We start from the raw sequence: 18,128 nt of genomic DNA on the forward strand, positions 1-18,128 counted from the left end.
TTAGAAACCCCTAACATACACCACAAAAGGAATTTGATCCTAACAATTTCTTTAGAATGTTGACGCTTAACTTTCATCCACCCATTCCGAAAGCTGTCGGGTTACAGCATGACGAAATTCCAGCGGTAAGACTAAAACAATATTTTCATCATTCAGGCGACCGTAGATTTTGGTTTGGTCAAAGTTTTCGGTGCCGAGGCTGAGTTGAGAGGGTTGAGTTGCCGCTGTTTGGAGCGTGATCACAGCTTTGGGTTCAAGGAGGCCATAATCGGCCAGTTCCTCAGAGGCCACAGAAAAACTAGCGTAACCCTGGGGTTCGATGAGTAAATTCAGCAAATAGGCGATCGCCCCCCGATTTGCCGGTTTTTCAACGGGACTAGTCAGCCACCATTGAGGGACGGGTGCAAAGCGTTGTTCAAAGTTGAGGGTTTCCCCCTGAATTTCTAAAGACAAAGAACGGATCTCCGCTTCCTGAATGGGAAAAAGCACCTCAGCATCTGCGGCAACGAAACCTGATTCTGAGGGTGTTAAGGTATTTTGTCGCTGCGTAACAGCCCAGGTGATTCCCCCAAGTCCCAAGGCGATCGCCAGCCAAATTCCTGTACTCCGCTGCACCATGGCGATTTTTATCTAGCGCGGATATGGTTTACCAAAGCCCGTAAACCGAGATAGTAACTTTCCGCCCCAAAGCCGCAGATTTGACCCACTGCAATGGGCGCGATATAGGAATGGTGACGGAAGGTTTCGCGCTGGTGAATATTGCTGAGATGCACCTCTACGGTGGGTAAATTTACCGCCGCTAAAGCATCCCTAAGGGCGACACTGGTGTGGGTATAAGCCGCCGGATTAATCAAAATGCCAGAAAATTTACCGAGGGCAGCTTGGATCTGATCGACTAACGTACCCTCATGGTTGGACTGAAAGCAATGCAGAGAGGCATCAAGGATTTCTGCCTCCTTTTCGAGGCGGGCATTGATGTCTTTGAGGGTTGTGGCGCCGTAGATTTCAGGCTCCCGTAAGCCCAACAGATTTAAATTGGGCCCGTGGAGCACAAGGATATTCAGGGTGGACAACGGTAGTGAACCTAACGCAGATTAACTAATAAGGCTAGCATCCCAACGTCCGAGGCCTTTAGTAGCGGCGACGTTGACGGTCGTGGACAGGGATCGGGATGAGTTCAGGCTCAGGTTCGGCCGCTGGCCCAAGGAGGGTTTCAATGACTTTTCCCGCCCACTCTCTGAGTTTTTCCAGTACTTTTTCGATATAGCCCATCAAAAAGACGACTCCTGTAAACTCGATGTACCACGCTCTAATTTATTCATCATAAATCTTGGCGTCTTTGGTACGTTGTTCTTATAGATATATTAAGAATAACACAAGCTTTTCAGGGGGCGATCGCCGAATCCTTAGTTAGGGCTTAGACTTTTTCCTCAGAAACCATAATATTTCGTAACAAAACTTTAAGATTTGTCGCTCTTTAAATATCGCCTGAGGCCATCGAGGGCATCACAGGCACTCAGGTAACGAATCAATTCCCGGTCTCGGTCTGTACCGTAGCGGTAGGTGTGGCTAAATACGTGATTTTGGGGATCGGCCCAGGCAATACAAACCAAGCCGATGGGTTTGGCGGAGTCATCGCTCTTCGGGCCAGCAATGCCGGTAATGCCAATACCCCAATCGCTATCAAGGGCTTGTTTGACTCCCAGCGCCATTTGTTGGGCCACGGTTTCACTGACGGCTCCCTGGTTTTGCAGGTCGGCAGAATTCACGCCGAGAAGGTTGATTTTTACCGCATTGGCATAGGCGGTAATACCCCCTAAAAAGTAGTCGGAGCTGCCGGAAACGCTTGTAATTAGTGCGCCTAGGCCGCCGCCAGTGCAAGATTCGGCAACGGCTAGGGTTTCCTGGCGCGTCCGTAGTAAGTCGCCGATGACTAGGGGGAGACTGGCCCCATCGGAACCGAAATAATCCAATCCGGCGATCGCCTTAATTTCTGCAACCACCGGATCCATTAATTTTTTAGCTGCGGCAACGGATTCTGCCCGGGCCGCCACCCGGAGCTTGACTTCTCCCTTGGAGGCATAGGGAGCCACGGTCGGGTTCGTCAACGCAAAAAGATGATTCACTTTAGCGGCTAGACTCGATTCACCAATGCCCCGGAAGCGCATCATTTCACTGTGAATCACAATCTGACCGTAGCCTTGGGCCTTGAGGTAGGGGACAGCAGTTTCTTGCCACATCCGCTTCATTTCCCTAGGGACACCCGGAAAGGTGAAAATTGTTAGTCCCTCAATGGGTTGCCAAATCAGACCAGGAGCAGTTCCCGTCGGATTCGGGAGAATCTCTGCTCCCTCTGGCAAAAGGGCTTGTTTACGGTTGTTGGGGGTCATGGTGCGCCCCCGTTGGGCAAATTTTGTGGTGATATCGGCGACAATCTCTGGTCGCTCGACGAGGGGCGTTTGGAAATAGGTGGCGATTGCCTCGGTGGTGAGATCATCGGGGGTGGGGCCAAGGCCACCTGTAAAGACGATAATTTCTGTCCCCCGTTGCACGGCAATCTCTAGGAGGGAATGGATGCGAGCAATGTTGTCTCCCACCACAGACTGAAAATAATGGCTGATGCCAAGCTTTGCGAACTCCTGGGCAAGGTACTGGCTATTGCTATTGACGATATCTCCCAAGAGAATCTCGGTGCCGACACAAATAATTTCCGCCGCCATGGTACTCCTTCAGTAAAAGGCGATCGCCTTTCCTCATTTGTTTGGTAAACATTTAATTTTAGAAGCCCACAACAGGACTTGAACCTGCGACCGGCTGATTACAAATCAGCTGCTCTACCAACTGAGCTACGTGGGCATTGGTCTCTAAACCGTATGCAAGTATAGCAAAAGCGCACCGGAAATTGTCAAGCCTTTTACACCAATCGACTGTCCATGGCCCACCGCGCCAGTTCCGTGCGGTTATTTAAGCTGGTTTTGTTCAACATATTCGACACATGACTTTCGATGGTGCGCTGGCTTACATTGAGCTTTTCGGCAATTTCCCGGTTAGAAAGTCCCTGGGCCACAAAGCTCACAACTTTAGTTTCCGTGGGGGTAAGTTCCACATGACTCGGCACCTGAAAGGCCATGGACGAGGTTGTCGCCCCAGAATGACTCAGGATACGCCGGGCCTGGTTTAACGACGACTCCACCTGGGCGACTAATTCTTCTGGTTCAAAAGGCTTCACAAGGTACACATCCGCCCCTTGGTTCAGGCCCTCGATGCGATCGCGGGTTTGCCCTTTTGCCGAGAGGAAAATTACAGGGATCCAGCTAATTTGCGAATTTTGACGGACATTTTGGATAAAGGTATAACCATCCATTTCTGGCATCATCACATCACAAATGATTAAGTCAGGGGTTGTCTCTTCGAGGATTTGCAGGCCTTCGACACCATTGGCCGCGGTCAACATGTCATAGCCGCGAAATTCGAGATAATCGCGCACTAACAAAATGAGATTGGGATCGTCGTCAATCAGGAGTAGAGTCGTACCTTGGGGATTAGGAAAATCGCTCATGGCAGGAATAGGGTCGCAAAGATCAGGGTTAGCCAAATCTTAGCAAAGGAATTTTGGCTGGGATTAGGGATTTGGGACGGGGTTTACTGGCGATGGTTCGGGTAGGGGATGGGCCATAAATACATAATCTTGGACGGGGCGATCGCCGATTAAATGCTCCTGAATAATCCGTTCAATGACCGCTGGTGTGGCACTGTGATACCAAATGCCATCGGGATAAACCACCAAAATCGGCCCCTGACTACAGACCCGGAGACAGTTCGCTTTCGTGCGGAAAATGTGGGGTAAAGCGTCACTGGGAGCGTCTAATCCCAATTCTTTGAGGCGTTTTTTGAGATAATTCCAAGCGTCGATGCTGGCCTGCTTATCACAACATTTGGGCTTCGTTTGATCGGCACAGATAAATACATGGCGATCAATTCGGTCGAGGCCAAGATTCTGCGCACAGACTTTCAAACTTGCATCACATTGTTCTGCCATTACCAAGATTCTCTAGGGGGACGCGAACAATTTTACCGAGTCAGACGATCCAGCGACGAAGGAAGGAACATTGAAGGATACACTAGAGGGAAGCAAAAATTTTGAATAACTGTTTGATTCTATGGATCCCATGCTCAAAGATGCCTTTGCTCAACGTCGGGCATTAAAAGTCATTAGTGGTTTGAATAACTTTGATGCGACCAATGTTCTCGCTGTGGCCCGGGCAGCCGAAGCCGGTGGCGCAACCTTCGTCGATATTGCCGCCGATGCAGATTTGATTCGTCAGGTGAAAGAAGTCATTTCTCTGCCTGTATGCGTGTCTGGGGTTGATGCTCAAGTTTTAGCTGATGCGGTTGAAGCGGGGGCTGATCTTGTGGAAATTGGAAACTTTGATGCATTCTACGCCCAGGGGATTCGCTTTGAGGCAGAAGAAGTGCTGGCAATCACTAAAGAAACCCGTGCGTTATTACCCAACGTAACCCTTTCGGTAACGGTGCCCCATATCCTTGCCCTCGATGAGCAGGTTGCTCTTGCCGAACAACTCGTGGCAGCGGGTGCAGATATTATCCAAACAGAAGGGGGCACTTCCAGCCGTCCCACTAGCGCTGGAACCCTCGGTTTAATCGAAAAGGCAGCGCCCACCTTGGCTGCAGCCCATGCCATTTCCCGCGCGGTAGATGTCCCTGTGATGTGTGCGTCTGGGTTGTCTGATGTGACAGCTCCCATGGCGATCGCCGCTGGCGCTGCTGGGATTGGCGTCGGCTCTGCAATCAACAAACTCAACGATCCCCTGGCGATGGTGGCAACGGTGCGCCAATTAGTAGAGGCCCTCTGTCAAGAAAGTGTAACAATAAATAGTTAGTATCTTTTCATTTTTAAACCTTCCTATTAAATTTAATAGGAAGGTTTTTAAGATCGTATTCACTAAAAGTCTTAAAAGACAAAGTATAAACATCCATGAAGATATTTTATACTCCGTTGTTTCAACATAGACAATTTATATTACCCCAAAGTCTTCAAGAAAAACTGAAAGAAATCATAGTCTCTTTTCAAAAGAATGAAATTAGGAATCTAAACTCAAATAAAATCCGAGGAAGAGAAACATTATTTAAAATCAAGCTAAAAAATTACCGTCTATTTTTTTCATATGTTGATAATGGCGTTGTATTCACACAAATCCTTCCTCGAAATGAAAGAACTTATTCAAGCAATGTTCTTGATAAAATCCAAAATAATAGGATCTACTTTGAAATTGAAGAGGTTAATGATGATGAAATCAATAATGACAGATCCTACTCTTCAGATACAATAGAAGACGACAATAAATATACTAGGAGTGAACTAATCCAGTGGCAAATTCCAGAAGAGTATCATAAAAAAATCCTTGATCTAAATAATAAAGATGACATATTAGATTTATACTCTAATAACAATTCTGAAATCGATAAATATATTGAAAGAATCATTGAAATTAACGAGCCTACACGCCTCAGCACTGCTCGTGAATATGCAGCTTACGATGATACAGATTTGTGCCTTAGTCCTGAGCAGCAAAAACTAACTGATTTAGATGAACATAAACCAATATTAGTTAAAGGCTATCCAGGAACAGGTAAGTCTCTTGTTGCAATTTATCGAGCGAAAAAACGTGTCAAGGAAGGAAAGAAAGTCTTATTGACTAGTTATAGTCTTCCGCTGATTGAATATTTAGGTCGTCTCTTAAGAAGTATTCTCGAAGAATCATTATTAGTAAGAGATTTTGATCAGTCAGGCATTCATTTACGAGCAGTCAAAGAAATTGTAGATTATATTCTTAGCTTAGATTCAAAGTATATTTCAAAAAAAATAGCAAACTGGAATGTTCGAGAATTAGTATTAGAGTCTGCATTAATGACAATTGACGATAGTATTCAGGAAATCACTTGCTTAGGAAATAAATATTTGTTAGAAGAATTTTCATTGGTTATCGAAGGCAGAGGTATTGAATCTTATGACGCATATAAAAATCTTAGGCGATATGGTCGTCGGCATATACTCAATCGCAGGCAGAAGTATTCAATCTGGTGCCTCTATGAAAAATGGACAGACTTGCTGGAAAAATCAGGCTATGTAACAGAAGAAAAAAGAATTTATGTAGCATTAAAAAAGATAAAAAGCAGTAAAAAAAATCCTGGCCTAGGTTCTATTGAATTCGATGAAATTATTATTGATGAAGCTCAAGATTTGTCCCCAGTAGCTTTGGAATTACTTTGCCAGTTATGTAAGAATTATGAGACGGGAAAAGGAATATATCTGACAGCAGATGTTGATCAATCAATATACCAACGTTCTTTTAGTTGGAATTATATTAAACTGGCATTGAAATATGACAGTGTACTTGAAGAAAGACTAAGCAAAAGCTTTCGTAACACCCGTCAGCTGGGACTTGCTTGTCCTACAATTATATCTGGACAAGAGATGCAGCCCACAGTCTCTTCAAGAATAGGTGAGCAGCCAGAGATTTTTTATACAGATGATCTCTTAGTCCAGATAGATAAAATTATCGATTTTCTGGAATATAATTCTAGGTATCATAAAAAGCCTATATATCAAAGTATAATTATTTGTCCGGACTCTAACTATAGTCGCTTTATAGAAAGTCAACTCAATTTTAAGCTTGAAAAAAATAAGAATAAAAATATAAGAGCATTATATATCTCTCCAGACAAAATAGGTTCACTATATCAAGAACAAGACAAAACAATTAAAATTCTAGACATAGATCATGTCAAAGGTTTAGAAGAAAGTTTTGTTGTAGTTTTAGGATTAAAAAAAGATATATTTCCTAATTATACTGATATCCCTGAACAGGAAATAGGAGAAGTGAACTTGCAGCAGCAAAAAATGTTTTATGTTGCCTGTTCAAGAGCAATAATATCTCTATTAGTAATCGCTTCTAAAAAAGAACCTTCTCCTTTCGTAGAAGAACTTTGCCCCAATAACCACTGGAAAAAAACATGAGTATTACTATCCAATTACAAAATTTAGTTAACAGTACGCCTGAAGAACTTGAAAATGTAAAAACGGCACTAGCTCGTGGTTTAGCAGATTCCACCAACACGATAAAACTTAACTGTTTAAATGTCTCCAATGTTTCAGATGAATTGCTTCATGCACTTTTATGTTATGTACCAACGAATTTTCGAAATGCTCAAGGACTAGATAGTTTTATTTTTCAAAACCACGCATTTACGGGGCCTCTACGAGTACAAATATTAGAGTATTTTAAAAATAATCCGGAGCCAGAAAAGATCCCAGGGCCAGGATCAGAGCCGAAACCCATAAAAAAAATTATCGTTTCAACTTCTGCTGCCACCCTTGTTTTATGTGTGTTTTTGGGTTTGATAATAAAATCATATCCTTATTTTAGAAAACCAAAACTAGAAAATACGCAACTAATTATTGGGACTATCTTTGAAACGAGAAATCAATTTGATTTAGCAGATTACCTTGAAGAAAGCTTTGTTCCTAAAAACTACTGGGATTTTCTTCGAGGCGAGAAAGTAAAAGTATATATTGACGGTGATGGAGAAACTAGTTATGAAAAAGCCAAGGAGAATATAGAAGAAAAAACCTGGGATATTGCATTCACAGCATCCCCAGTTTTATCAATTTATGCCAAACAAAAGCAGTATTCATTTGCGGCCGAAATGTTTCCTGGTCAGGCAGCTTACGAGTCTGGTTTATTTGTAAGGACAGATAGTCCTATCCAGTCAATTAATGACATCACAGCAGAACATACAATTGCTTTGGGAGAATTTGGAACATCTGCTTCTAGCTTCTATATGCCTGTTTATGACTTGTATGGTCGTACACTAAATTTGGATCTAGGAAATCGGGGAGCAAAGATCAAAGAAAAAGTTGAAACTGGAGTGGTTGACATTGGAGCTGCCTTTGCAGGTTATGCAGAAGACCCAAATTTACGCTTGATTGCTCAAAGTCGAGCTATACCCAGTTCCGGTGTTTACTTATCTCCCAACTTATCTTCAAATGATCAAAAAATAATTCAAAAGGTAATGCTAAGTGCATCGGAAAATATTCGATCTCAAGATAAATCAAATTATGGTGCAGGACAAGAAGTAGATTACAGTTCCTTTCAAAAAATTGTAGAACGTATTGATGAACTTATAGTTTGCTCTGATTTTACTAAAAATCCAGTTAACCTATTTTGTCCTCAGGGTATGCAGGTTATTGGCAGAGTAAATGGCTGGAGTAAAGAAGAAAGTAATTACAAACTTACCTTTTCTACTGCAGATGAAGTGCAACATCTCATGGTTCCAGAGTTCATCCTTAATGAATTAGGCATTAACAATATTCAGGAAATTCAAGATAAACAAATAACTATATCTGTTCAACCTCAACAGACCCAGGTCATCAACAACGTGAAGGTAACAACCATTAGCCAAGCTTCTCAGTTAAAAGTTGATTCATAAATAATTTACTTAGTTTATTAATGATCGCCGCTGGTGCTGCTGGGATTGGCGTCGGCTCTGCAATCAATAAACTCAATGATCCCCTGGCGATGGTGGCAACGGTGCGCCAATTAGTCGAGGCCCTCGATGGTGCCGTTGTGGGCGTAGAAGCTTAAAATTTCGTGCCAACAGTTTCGGTTGAGGCCAAAATAAAACCCTCCATCGTGCATGGGGGGCTTTATGTTGGGAGTTTTATTTCTTGCTTCTCAGGACAACAACAAATGATGGAGACAGTTGTTCATCAAAAAGTACACAACCATCATGGCAGCGGCGGCGGCGGCAACTAAGGTTCCTGCCAACATCAGAGAAAACTCCTGTTGGTCAAATGCCTGTTGCATCAGGTGGAGTGACCACGCAACTAAGGCAACATCAAAGATGAGAATTGGAACCAGCATATTTTAATTTTTGTTAACTTGGCTCCATTCTAATACATTGTCTTGCAAATCAGCGGGAAAAATTCAGGGTGTCTTAAGATTTGCGGGGCTGCCTAAAGCCTTATTTTGTCGAAGCTTGCGGGGATCGCCATCAAAAACAACTTTAAAATCCACTGATTTTTATTTTTGTCAAGTACAAATTGGCAGACATCAAGTTTAGGGTGTGGTGGGGTTTAAGGCGATCGCCAAAGGGAGGGCTTGGGTTGTTAGCCTGGGAAGGTTGGGCAACGTCTGAAGTTCCCAAGAAAAAGAAACAATGCTACAACAATTGGGTAGCAAAAACTCTCGATAATTCTTTTGTAATTCTTTGGGCATGATCAGCAGTAGCCAACTTGTTCTCGGTAGTGGTCTGGTTTTTGGGTCCGTCTTTTGGGTGGAACTGGTGCGGGATTTGTACCATGTCCTTGCCCATGTTTGGGAGCCAGTGGGCCGCCTCCATGGATGGCACCATCGGGTTTTCCGGCGGGATCTAACGCCAGTCAACGCGGAAATTTACCGAAAAGCCCATTGGTACAATGATGTGCCAGAGGCGCTGGTGATGCTCAGTTTTGGGCTACTGCTTTGGGGGCTATTGGTTGCGCTGGCAGTGCCGACGGCTTGGTTGGGATTGGCGGGCTGCTTGTATACGCTCTCGTTTTTGGGGGCGGCGATCGCCAGGGGTTTGGGTTTACCCTACGTGGATGAACTGACGGATCTGACCCACCGTCCCGGAGACTTTACCGAGTTACCAGGAGATTGGTTTGTGAATCGCCCCTACCACTGGCGACACCATTTTGATAACCAGGAGGCCTATTACTGTGGCACCTTTACCCTCGTGGATAAACTAATGGGCACAGCACTTTCGTTAAAAGGTAAACGCATCGCTGTAACCGGCGCTTCGGGGACCCTGGGCCATGCTCTCCTCACGGAACTACACCAGGCTGGAGCCAAGGCGATCGCCCTCACTTCGAGCCAGGAAACCATTTCCCTGACGATTAAGAATCAAGAAATCCCCCTGCAAACGGTGCCTTGGCAGATCGGCGCAGAAGCAGATTTATTAGAAACCTTAAAAAAAGTTGACATTCTTGTCCTTAACCACGGGATCAATGTCCATGGCGATCGCACCCCCGCAGCCATCCACAAATCCTACGCGATCAATACCTTTTCCCAGCAGCGTTTAATTGAGCTGTTCCTTAGCACCGTGGAAACCAACCAAGACCGGGTACGCAAAGAAATTTGGGTAAACACCTCCGAAGCGGAAGTCAGTCCCGCCGTTAGTCCTCTCTATGAACTGAGTAAGCGGGCCTTAGGTGATCTCGTTACCCTGCAGCGGTTGGATTCTCCCATCGTGATCCGCAAGCTAATTTTGGGGCCATTCAAGAGTGCCTTAAATCCCGTGGGCGTGATGTCAGCCCGCTGGGTCGCGAAGGGGATCGTCGGTGGGGCTAGGCGAGATTTTCGCAATATCATTGTCACCATCAACCCCTTCACCTATCTGTTGTTTCCCATCAAGGAATTTTTTGTGGCAAGCTATTTCAAGCTGTTTAGTCGCGGAGCATAACCCATGCAGACCCTAGGCCGCTTGATTGCCATGTCTCTCCTTGCCGCTGTGATGGTGGTGGTGGCGGTGGTGTCGATCCAGAATATTGAACTGGTGTCGATCCGCTTTCTCCTGTGGCAATCGGTGCGTTTACCCTTCGGCATTTTACTCGCCCTTGGGGTCGGCCTGGGTCTAATTTTGGGCAGTTTAATTCCCCTCGGCTCTCGTCGTTAGGGCAGTGGGAAAAAACCCTTTATGATGGTTGTCTGTCGGTTTGGACTCGCTAATCCATGGATGATTTGCTCAAAGGTTTAAATATTTATCTCATCGGCATGATGGGCACGGGGAAAAGCACCCTCGCAGAAATTATTGCGGAGTTGATGAATTACCGCAGTTTGGATTCGGACAGCATCATTGAAACCCTGGCAAAGCAGTCGATCAGTGAGATTTTTGCTGAGATGGGGGAAGCAGAATTCCGCAAACTCGAAACCCAAGTCCTTAAGCAAATCGCGGTACAAACCCGGACGGTGGTGGCGACGGGGGGCGGTATTGTTGTGTCCCAGGCCAATTGGTATTATCTGCGCCAGGGTTTGACCATTTGGCTGGATGTGCCAGTGCCAATCTTGGTAGAACGGCTGCGGAGTGATACGTCGCGCCCCCTTTTGCAAAATGTTGATCTTGAGCGCAAATTAACGCAACTGCTCCAACAGCGGCGATCGCGTTATGCGGAGGCAGATTTACATATCCAAATTCCCGGCAATCGTCCCCCCCGGGCCGTGGCAGAGGACATCATCGCCCAAATTCCTTCGGTGCTGCGAAAACCGCCAGAATTTATTGGCGATCGCCCTTGAATTAAGGCTCAAACCTAAAAATTCGTTAAAAATGCTAATCGGGAACAAATGGGGCGATCGCCGATCCCGTACAATACCGACCCATGTCGAGCCGCATCACCGGGCTCAGTCCATCCTTAGAAACGACAACAATTCATGGAAAGCGAATACATCAGAGAAGTCGAAGCCACCCGCGTCCGCATCCTCAGCGAAGCCCTCCCTTATATGCAACAATTTGCGGGGCGTACCATTGTGGTGAAGTATGGTGGCGCCGCGATGAAAGACAGCACCCTCAAAGATAAAGTGATTCGCGACATTGTCTTTCTCTCTTGTATCGGTATGCGGCCGATTGTTGTCCATGGCGGTGGCCCAGAGATTAATACCTGGCTGGCCAAATTAAACATCGAACCCCAGTTTAAAGATGGCCTGCGGGTTACCGACGCCGACACCATGGATGTGGTGGAAATGGTGCTTGTGGGTCGGGTGAATAAAGAAATTGTTTCCTTAATCAACCAAGAAGGCGGCGCTGCCGTGGGCCTCTGTGGCAAAGATGGCAACATGATCCAAGCTCGCCATGTCGGGAAAGAAGGGGTTGGTTTTGTCGGGGAAGTGACCACTATTGATACCAAATTGATTCAATCTCTCGTGGAAAATGGCTATGTGCCCGTCATTTCCAGTGTTGCCGCCGACGAAACAGGTCAAGCCCACAATATCAATGCCGATACCGTCGCCGGGGAATTAGCCGCCGCCCTAAGTGCTGAAAAGCTGATCCTACTCACCGATACCCCTGGCATTCTAGAGGATTACCATAATCCCGCAACCTTGATTCCCCGCTTGAATCTGCAGCAGGCACGGGAGTTAATTGATCAAGGCGTTGTGTCCGGGGGGATGATTCCCAAGGTGACCTGTTGTGTGCGATCGCTGGCCCAAGGCGTTAAAGCCGCCCACATTATCGACGGACGGATTCCCCATGCTCTGTTGCTCGAAATCTTTACCAACGATGGCATTGGCTCGATGATCGTCGCATCGGACTACCTCAGTCAGTTTCCGATGTCCCCTTTCCACTAGCCCTTGATGCAAAGCACTTGTTTCAGGGTGGCGACCACTTCCACCAAATCTGCCTGTTGCGCCATCACCTGCTCAATGGGTTTGTAGGCGGCGGGAATTTCGTCGATGATGCCGGTATCTTTGCGACATTCAACCCCAGCCGTTTGAGCCACTAAGTCATCTAAGGTAAAGGTTTTTTTGGCTTTGGCCCGCGACATTAAACGTCCCGCACCGTGGCTACAGGAACAATAGCTCATCACATTGCCTTTGCCCTTAACGATGTAGGATTTTGCGCCCATGGAACCGGGAATAATACCGTAGTCTTCCTGACGTGCCCGCACTGCCCCTTTGCGGGTAACATAAATCTCTTCGTCGAAATGGGTTTCTTGTTCGGCATAGTTGTGATGACAATTCACAACCATCAAGGCTTTTGTTGGTTTGCCACCAGCGAGATGTTTTTCGATGACCTTTTTAAAGCGCGCCAGCATCACATCGCGATTGAAATGAGCATAATTTTGAGCCCATTGGAGATCGCGCCAATAAGCTTCAAATTCCGGCGTACCTTTCACGAAATAAGCGAGATCGGGATCTGGTACTTTAGTTTCCGCGAGTTTCAGAAGATCCTTGGCGGTGCCAATGTGACATTGAGCAAGTTTGTTGCCAATATGCCGCGAACCGGAGTGGAGCATTAACCACACATTATTTTCTTCATCGAGGCACACCTCAATGAAATGATTGCCGCCACCGAGGGAACCCATTTGCTTCAGGGCTTTGCCTTCGAGGTTTTTCACGCCCCGATGGAGATCTTTAAAGTTTTGCCAGCCGCCCCAATTACTCACCGTTTTATCAACGTCTTTGTTTTCTTCAAAACCAACGGGAATAACGGCTTCGAGGTCTTTGCGGATTTGCTTGAGTTTGCCGTCGAGGCGATCGCCTTTAAAGGGCAGTTTGAGGGCGGCCATTCCACAACCAATATCGACCCCCACCGCTGCGGGAATGATGGCATCTTTTGTGGCAATGACAGAACCCACCAAGGCTCCTTTTCCTAGGTGAACATCGGGCATCAGGGAAACGTGTTTAAACACAAACGGCAGCGAGGCCACATTTTTCGCCATTTGCAGTTCCTGGGAAGCTAAATCATGGCCAGCCCAAGAATAAACGGGTTTTTCGGTTTGGATCGGTAGGGGTTGGTGGGGCATCGGGGGCTACGGAACAGCAGTAAAAATGAGGTGGTTCAAAAAAGATTGGGTTATTTGTCACTCTTTTAGATCATAACGATTGCGTATCCAAGCATAAATATTTTTAACGTTTAGTTGATAAATCACGGCACCCTTGCGACGGGTTAAAAGGTGGGCACTAGGATAGAAAATCATCGGTCGCAGCAGGGCACTTATGAATTATTACGAGATTTTGGGGATTCAGATTACGGCCAACCAACGGGAAATTAAAACGGCCTACCGACGCAAGGCGATCGCCCTCCACCCAGACACCCTGACGATCAATACCCCCGCCGACCAACGGAAACAAGCGGAGGAAGATTTTAAGGAACTCAATCAGATTTACGAAATTTTATCTAATCCAGAACAGCGACAAAAATATAACCAAGACCTCCAAGGCACTGAAAAAGCAGATCGATTGCGCACCGTCCGGCAACTCCGGGATCAACAAAATTTCCAGGCGGCGATCGCCCAGGCCCAGAGTCTCTACGGGCAATTTCCCACCGATCCCCAATGCGCCGATCTCTATGGCGAAGTTTTAATGCTCTACAGTCGCCAGTTGCTCGACAACAATCCGGTGGCGATCGCCCCAGAAATTAAAACCTATCTGGAATTAGCCCTATCGGTGGTGCACTCACCCCAGATCAAACAACAGATCCAACAACTTCTTGCTCACTTTGAAAAAACAGCCAAACAAAAAAAGACAACCCAACATTCACACGATAGTGAAGCGCCCCAAGAGTCATCTAACCTGATCAGCACCAAGCGCGCGATCCAACTCCTCAAAGCCGGGGAAGCTGGCATCAAAGCCTGGAACCAATTCCGGGAATATGAAACCTATTTACCCGACCTCGCCGGTGCTGATTTGAGCGGCATGGATCTCAGTCAGACCAATTTGCAGGGGGTGAATTTACGAGGGGCCGATCTGAGTCAGGCAAACCTAGGAGGGACGAATTTAAGCCAGGCCCAACTGATGCAAGCGAATTTAACGGGCATCAATGGCGAGTTGGCTAACTTTAGCCAAGCAGATCTCACGGAAGCGAACTTAACGGATAGCTGTCTAGTGAACGCTGATTTCAACCAAGCCAATTTAACCGCGGCAACCCTCAATCAAGCCAATGCTTACCGCGCCAACTTTCAGGGGGCTAATCTCCAAAATGTGCATTGGTGCGGGGGCAATCTGGGAGAAACCAACTGTCTCCAGGCGAGCTTTGCAGGGGCGATCCTCAACCAAACCAACGGCAAAAAAGGCAACTTTACAGCAACAACCTTTACTAACAGTCAATGGGAGGGGGCGGTGTTGGTAGATGCGGACTTTTCCCAGGGGAATCTGGAGCGGATGGAGTTGGCCAATGCCAATTTGTCGAACGTTAAATTTATCGGCGCGCGGCTCTGCGGCACGAACCTCAATGGCAGTGCCACCCAAGGCAGCAAAAAATATCCCTATTACCAGGGCAGCATTGATTTTTCTGGGGCGGATTTGTCCTGTGCCACCTGCATCGAAACGGTTTTTCCCAAGTCAAATTTCAGCAATACCCGCCTGCAAAATACCAATTTCGACCAGGCAGACCTCAGTGGCAGTAATTTCCAGGATGCGGTGCTCCACAACACCAGTTTTCTGGGGAGTAACCTACGCGAAACCGATCTCAGTGGCACAAAGTTTTATTTTGCCTACGTGAACGATCAGACGAAAATTACCGGGGCGAAGGGCATTTAACTAGGGGAGCCATAGCCACCGCCCCCAGGGGTCTGGATTTCTAGGCGATCGCCTTTTTCCATCGCCACTTCAACAGTACTGGGCAATATTGTTTCAATGCCATCGCTACGGATCACTTTATTTTCCCCACATTGCCCTGGTGTACCGCCCGCTAAACCAAAGGGTTCTACTAATCGCCGACTGGACAAGATCGCTGCGGTCATTGGTTCCCGAAATTGCAAACGACGAATCACGCCATTGCCGCCATGAAATTGCCCTGGGCCACCACTATTTTTACGGATGGAAAATTCCTCGAGCAGCACCGGGAAACGCCATTCCAAGACCTCTGGATCCGTGAGGCGAGAATTGGTCATGTGGGTTTGCACCGCATCCGTCCCGTGAAAATTTGGGCCAGCACCGGAGCCGCCGCAGATGGTTTCGTAATATTGATACTGCGCGTTGCCAAAGGTGAAGTTGTTCATTGTTCCCTGGGAAGCCGCCATCACCCCCAAAGCACCATACAAACAATCGGTAATATTTTGGGATACCTCCACATTGCCCGCCACCACCGCTGCCGGATATTGGGGGTTAAGCAAACAGCCTGCGGGAACAATCACTTTGATGGGCTTGAGGCAACCATAATTTAGCGGGATGTCGTCCTGTACCAAACTCCGAAAAACGTACAACACCGCTGCTTGGGTCACAGCTTTCGGGGCGTTAAAGTTCGTCTTTGATTGGGGAGAAGTCCCCGTAAAATCCACCGTGGCCGTTTGCTGCTCGCGATTAATTTGGATGCTGACCTGGAGGCGATCGCCATTGTCTAGATTGACGGTAAATTCCCCGTCTTGGAGTCGTTGAAGCTGCTGTTTGACCGCTTGTTCGGCATTATCTTGCACGTGCTGCATATAGGCCAAAACCATCCCCTGACCGTAATGGCGCACCAGTCGTTGCAGTTCCTGGAGTCCTTTTTCGTTGGCGGCAATTTGCGCCTGGAGATCCGCTAAATTCTGCGTTAAATTGCGCACGGGATAGGCAGCGTCGGTAAACAATTGCGCCACGGTTTCCGTTTGGAATTTCCCCTGTTTCACAAGGCAAACATTGTCGATTAAAATCCCTTCTTCCTGGATCTGGGTGCTTTGGGGCGGCATCGACCCCGGCGTAATCCCCCCTAGATCGGCATGGTGACCGCGAGACGCAACGAAAAATAAAGGTTTAGCCTGAGTATTTTCCCCTTGTCCCGGCGCGAAAACAGGCGTAATTACCGTCACGTCGGGTAAATGGGTGCCGCCATTGTAGGGATTATTCGCCATATACACATCTCCGGGTTGGAGGTGCGTTCCGTGGGCCTGGATCAAGCTGTAAACGCTCTCACTCATGGAGCCGAGGTGGACGGGAATGTGGGGGGCGTTGGCGACGAGGTGACCCTGGGGATCGAAAATCGCGCAGGAAAAATCGAGCCGTTCTTTGATATTGACCGAGTAACTGGTGTTTTGCAGGGTCACGCCCATCTGTTCGGCGATCGCCCGAAAGAGGTTATTAAAAATTTCGAGGGTGACGGGATCTGGTTGACGGAAATCTGTGGGTACAGGTGTAATTTCCTGAGAGATGTCACTGACTTTTTCGAGGATCAAGTGATTGTATTCATTTAAGCGGCCTTGCCAACCGGGTTCAATGACGTTTGTGCCAGTTTTTTCGATGATCAAGGCAGGACTGGGAATCACATCACCGGGCTGGAGGACGGCGCGGTCATAAACGGGGGTTTGTTGCCATTGACCACCGCTGTACATCGCAACGGTTTCCATCGGTTCTACAATGCCACCAGTGCGTTGGGGTTGGGACGTTTCCGTCGCGGCTTGGGTTTCGCAAATGAGCTCCAGGCTAATGGATTCGACGATCAGCGCTTTATCGGGCAGGGTAAACCCATAGCGTTGTTGGTGCAGGGTTGAAAATTCTGCCACCATGGTTTTTTGATCAGCGAAGGTGACGATTAACGTCGAGTCGGTGCCTTGGTATTTCAGATGGGCTTTCCGTTCCTCAAAAATTTCGGCTTCGCTTGGGGGATGTTGCTGACTAAGTTCCCCGGTGGCCTGGTGCTTAAGTTGCCAGAATTCTGCTTCTAGTTCAGGGAAAAGATCCGCTTCTAAAACCTTTTCAATGGCTTTTTCTTTCAAGATGCGAATTTCGGCCAAACCAATGCCATAGGCGGACAATACCCCCGCAAAGGGATGGATCACAATGGTTTTAATCCCCAGGGTATCGGCGATCGCACAGGCGTGTTGTCCCCCCGCCCCACCAAAACAGCAGAGGGCATAGTCACTCACATCGTGGCCCCGTTGCAGGGAAATTTGCTTGATTGCGTTGCTCATATTTTCCACGGCGATCGCCAAAAAACCAGCGGCAATCTCGGCGGGCTCTTGCGTTAAAGTTTGGGCGAGGGCTTGGAACTTTTCTGTAACAATGGCGCGATCTAGGGGAGCTTTGCCGTCTGAGCCAAAAACCTGCGGAAAGAACTCCGGCTGAATTTTTCCTAGGAGCACATTGCAGTCCGTGACCGTCAGTGGCCCCCCTTTGCCGTAACAGGCTGGCCCCGGATGCGCCCCAGCAGATTCTGGCCCGACCCGAAACCGCGCCCCGTCATATTGCACTAAGGAACCGCCCCCTGCCGCGACGGTGTGGATCGCCATCATCGGCGTTTTCAAGCGTACCCCAGCAATTTCTGTTTCAAAGCTGCGTTCGTAGCTACCGTCGTAGTGGGCGACATCGGTGGAGGTGCCCCCCATGTCAAAGGTAATAATTTTCTCGAAGCCGGCGATCGCACAGGTTTTTACCGCCCCG

At 47.4% G+C, this 18,128-nt stretch carries 18 protein-coding genes and 1 tRNA gene; 9 read left to right on the forward strand and 10 right to left on the reverse strand.

Going from position 1 to position 18,128, the window contains the following annotated elements; all coding sequences use genetic code 11:
* Positions 1-66: 66 nt before the first annotated feature.
* From AACT35_RS12445 to AACT35_RS12475, 7 genes are all read right to left on the reverse strand, one after another.
* Positions 67-618: a DUF4340 domain-containing protein gene (locus AACT35_RS12445; protein ID WP_099239776.1), complete on the reverse strand. Its 552-nt coding sequence runs from the start codon at positions 616-618 to the stop codon at positions 67-69.
* A gap of 8 nt (positions 619-626) precedes the next feature.
* Entirely contained in the window at positions 627-1,073 is a 447-nt protein-coding gene (gene aroQ, locus AACT35_RS12450) for a type II 3-dehydroquinate dehydratase (RefSeq protein ID WP_099239778.1), read from the reverse strand.
* A gap of 58 nt (positions 1,074-1,131) precedes the next feature.
* Positions 1,132-1,275, reverse strand: coding sequence for a hypothetical protein (locus AACT35_RS12455; protein WP_156785477.1), 144 nt, complete (start codon positions 1,273-1,275; stop codon positions 1,132-1,134).
* 185 nt (positions 1,276-1,460) lie between these two features.
* On the reverse strand, positions 1,461-2,720 hold the full coding sequence (locus AACT35_RS12460) for a competence/damage-inducible protein A (RefSeq protein ID WP_099239780.1): 1,260 nt from the start codon (positions 2,718-2,720) through the stop codon (positions 1,461-1,463).
* A 63-nt stretch (positions 2,721-2,783) separates the two neighbouring features.
* A tRNA-Thr gene (locus AACT35_RS12465) sits at positions 2,784-2,856 on the reverse strand.
* A gap of 58 nt (positions 2,857-2,914) precedes the next feature.
* Positions 2,915-3,559 (reverse strand): response regulator transcription factor, encoded by a 645-nt coding sequence (locus AACT35_RS12470; RefSeq protein WP_030007607.1) that lies wholly within the window; start codon positions 3,557-3,559, stop codon positions 2,915-2,917.
* A gap of 63 nt (positions 3,560-3,622) precedes the next feature.
* Positions 3,623-4,039, reverse strand: a complete 417-nt coding sequence (locus AACT35_RS12475) for a (2Fe-2S) ferredoxin domain-containing protein (RefSeq protein WP_099239782.1) — start codon at positions 4,037-4,039, stop codon at positions 3,623-3,625.
* Positions 4,040-4,160: 121 nt separating this feature from the next.
* On the opposite strand from AACT35_RS12475, the gene AACT35_RS12480 reads away from it, so the two are divergent.
* The 4 genes from AACT35_RS12480 to AACT35_RS12495 all read left to right on the forward strand — a co-directional run bounded on the left by AACT35_RS12480 (position 4,161) and on the right by AACT35_RS12495 (position 8,666).
* Complete coding sequence (locus AACT35_RS12480) at positions 4,161-4,901, forward strand: DUF561 domain-containing protein (protein ID WP_099239784.1); 741 nt, start codon at positions 4,161-4,163, stop codon at positions 4,899-4,901.
* A 95-nt stretch (positions 4,902-4,996) separates the two neighbouring features.
* Complete coding sequence (locus AACT35_RS12485) at positions 4,997-7,039, forward strand: UvrD-helicase domain-containing protein (protein ID WP_099239786.1); 2,043 nt, start codon at positions 4,997-4,999, stop codon at positions 7,037-7,039.
* Positions 7,036-8,511 carry a phosphate/phosphite/phosphonate ABC transporter substrate-binding protein gene (locus tag AACT35_RS12490; RefSeq protein ID WP_099239788.1) on the forward strand — a complete coding sequence of 492 codons (1,476 nt, stop codon included), beginning with the start codon at positions 7,036-7,038 and terminating at the stop codon, positions 8,509-8,511. Before AACT35_RS12485 ends, AACT35_RS12490 begins: the two co-directional genes overlap by 4 nt.
* Positions 8,508-8,666, forward strand: coding sequence for a DUF561 domain-containing protein (locus AACT35_RS12495; RefSeq protein WP_371410753.1), 159 nt, complete (start codon positions 8,508-8,510; stop codon positions 8,664-8,666). The genes AACT35_RS12490 and AACT35_RS12495 overlap by 4 nt, the downstream gene beginning before the upstream one ends.
* Before the next feature lie 90 nt (positions 8,667-8,756).
* On the opposite strand, the gene AACT35_RS12500 is transcribed toward AACT35_RS12495, so the two are convergent.
* Entirely contained in the window at positions 8,757-8,945 is a 189-nt protein-coding gene (locus tag AACT35_RS12500) for a hypothetical protein (RefSeq protein WP_030007610.1), read from the reverse strand.
* Between the two features lie 352 nt (positions 8,946-9,297).
* On the opposite strand from AACT35_RS12500, the gene AACT35_RS12505 reads away from it, so the two are divergent.
* From AACT35_RS12505 to argB, 4 genes are all read left to right on the forward strand, one after another.
* Entirely contained in the window at positions 9,298-10,524 is a 1,227-nt protein-coding gene (locus AACT35_RS12505; protein ID WP_012308115.1) for a bifunctional sterol desaturase/short chain dehydrogenase, read from the forward strand.
* 3 nt (positions 10,525-10,527) lie between these two features.
* Entirely contained in the window at positions 10,528-10,737 is a 210-nt protein-coding gene (locus AACT35_RS12510) for a lipopolysaccharide assembly protein LapA domain-containing protein (RefSeq protein ID WP_099239790.1), read from the forward strand.
* Between the two features lie 56 nt (positions 10,738-10,793).
* Positions 10,794-11,354 carry a shikimate kinase gene (locus AACT35_RS12515; protein WP_012308113.1) on the forward strand — a complete coding sequence of 187 codons (561 nt, stop codon included), beginning with the start codon at positions 10,794-10,796 and terminating at the stop codon, positions 11,352-11,354.
* Between the two features lie 135 nt (positions 11,355-11,489).
* A complete protein-coding gene (gene argB, locus AACT35_RS12520; protein ID WP_012308112.1) occupies positions 11,490-12,401 on the forward strand; it encodes an acetylglutamate kinase in 912 nt (303 codons plus the stop codon).
* Here the strand turns inward: argB and AACT35_RS12525 are convergent.
* A complete protein-coding gene (locus AACT35_RS12525) occupies positions 12,398-13,579 on the reverse strand; it encodes an RtcB family protein (protein ID WP_099239792.1) in 1,182 nt (393 codons plus the stop codon). The two genes, argB and AACT35_RS12525, sit on opposite strands and share 4 nt — an antisense overlap.
* Positions 13,580-13,772: 193 nt before the next feature.
* On the opposite strand from AACT35_RS12525, the gene AACT35_RS12530 reads away from it, so the two are divergent.
* Positions 13,773-15,314 (forward strand): pentapeptide repeat-containing protein, encoded by a 1,542-nt coding sequence (locus AACT35_RS12530; protein WP_099239794.1) that lies wholly within the window; start codon positions 13,773-13,775, stop codon positions 15,312-15,314.
* Here the strand turns inward: AACT35_RS12530 and AACT35_RS12535 are convergent.
* On the reverse strand, positions 15,311-18,128 hold a 2,818-nt coding region (locus AACT35_RS12535), incomplete at its 5' end, for a hydantoinase B/oxoprolinase family protein (RefSeq protein ID WP_099239796.1). The genes AACT35_RS12530 and AACT35_RS12535 overlap by 4 nt on opposite strands.

It is taken from the genome of Synechococcus sp. BDU 130192 (assembly GCF_963876085.1).
In the GTDB taxonomy this organism is placed as follows: Bacteria; Cyanobacteriota; Cyanobacteriia; order Cyanobacteriales; family MRBY01; genus MRBY01.

Coding starts and splice junctions, on each gene's coding strand:
- AACT35_RS12500 (WP_030007610.1), bottom strand. CDS start 8,945: ATGCTGGTTCCAATTCTCATCTTTGATGTTGCCTTAGTTGCGTGGTCA.
- AACT35_RS12470 (WP_030007607.1), bottom strand. CDS start 3,559: ATGAGCGATTTTCCTAATCCCCAAGGTACGACTCTACTCCTGATTGAC.
- AACT35_RS12445 (WP_099239776.1), bottom strand. CDS start 618: ATGGTGCAGCGGAGTACAGGAATTTGGCTGGCGATCGCCTTGGGACTT.
- AACT35_RS12460 (WP_099239780.1), bottom strand. CDS start 2,720: ATGGCGGCGGAAATTATTTGTGTCGGCACCGAGATTCTCTTGGGAGAT.
- AACT35_RS12510 (WP_099239790.1), top strand. CDS start 10,528: ATGCAGACCCTAGGCCGCTTGATTGCCATGTCTCTCCTTGCCGCTGTG.
- AACT35_RS12525 (WP_099239792.1), bottom strand. CDS start 13,579: ATGCCCCACCAACCCCTACCGATCCAAACCGAAAAACCCGTTTATTCT.
- AACT35_RS12505 (WP_012308115.1), top strand. CDS start 9,298: ATGATCAGCAGTAGCCAACTTGTTCTCGGTAGTGGTCTGGTTTTTGGG.
- AACT35_RS12490 (WP_099239788.1), top strand. CDS start 7,036: ATGAGTATTACTATCCAATTACAAAATTTAGTTAACAGTACGCCTGAA.
- AACT35_RS12515 (WP_012308113.1), top strand. CDS start 10,794: ATGGATGATTTGCTCAAAGGTTTAAATATTTATCTCATCGGCATGATG.
- AACT35_RS12475 (WP_099239782.1), bottom strand. CDS start 4,039: ATGGCAGAACAATGTGATGCAAGTTTGAAAGTCTGTGCGCAGAATCTT.
- AACT35_RS12485 (WP_099239786.1), top strand. CDS start 4,997: ATGAAGATATTTTATACTCCGTTGTTTCAACATAGACAATTTATATTA.
- argB (WP_012308112.1), top strand. CDS start 11,490: ATGGAAAGCGAATACATCAGAGAAGTCGAAGCCACCCGCGTCCGCATC.
- AACT35_RS12480 (WP_099239784.1), top strand. CDS start 4,161: ATGGATCCCATGCTCAAAGATGCCTTTGCTCAACGTCGGGCATTAAAA.
- AACT35_RS12530 (WP_099239794.1), top strand. CDS start 13,773: ATGAATTATTACGAGATTTTGGGGATTCAGATTACGGCCAACCAACGG.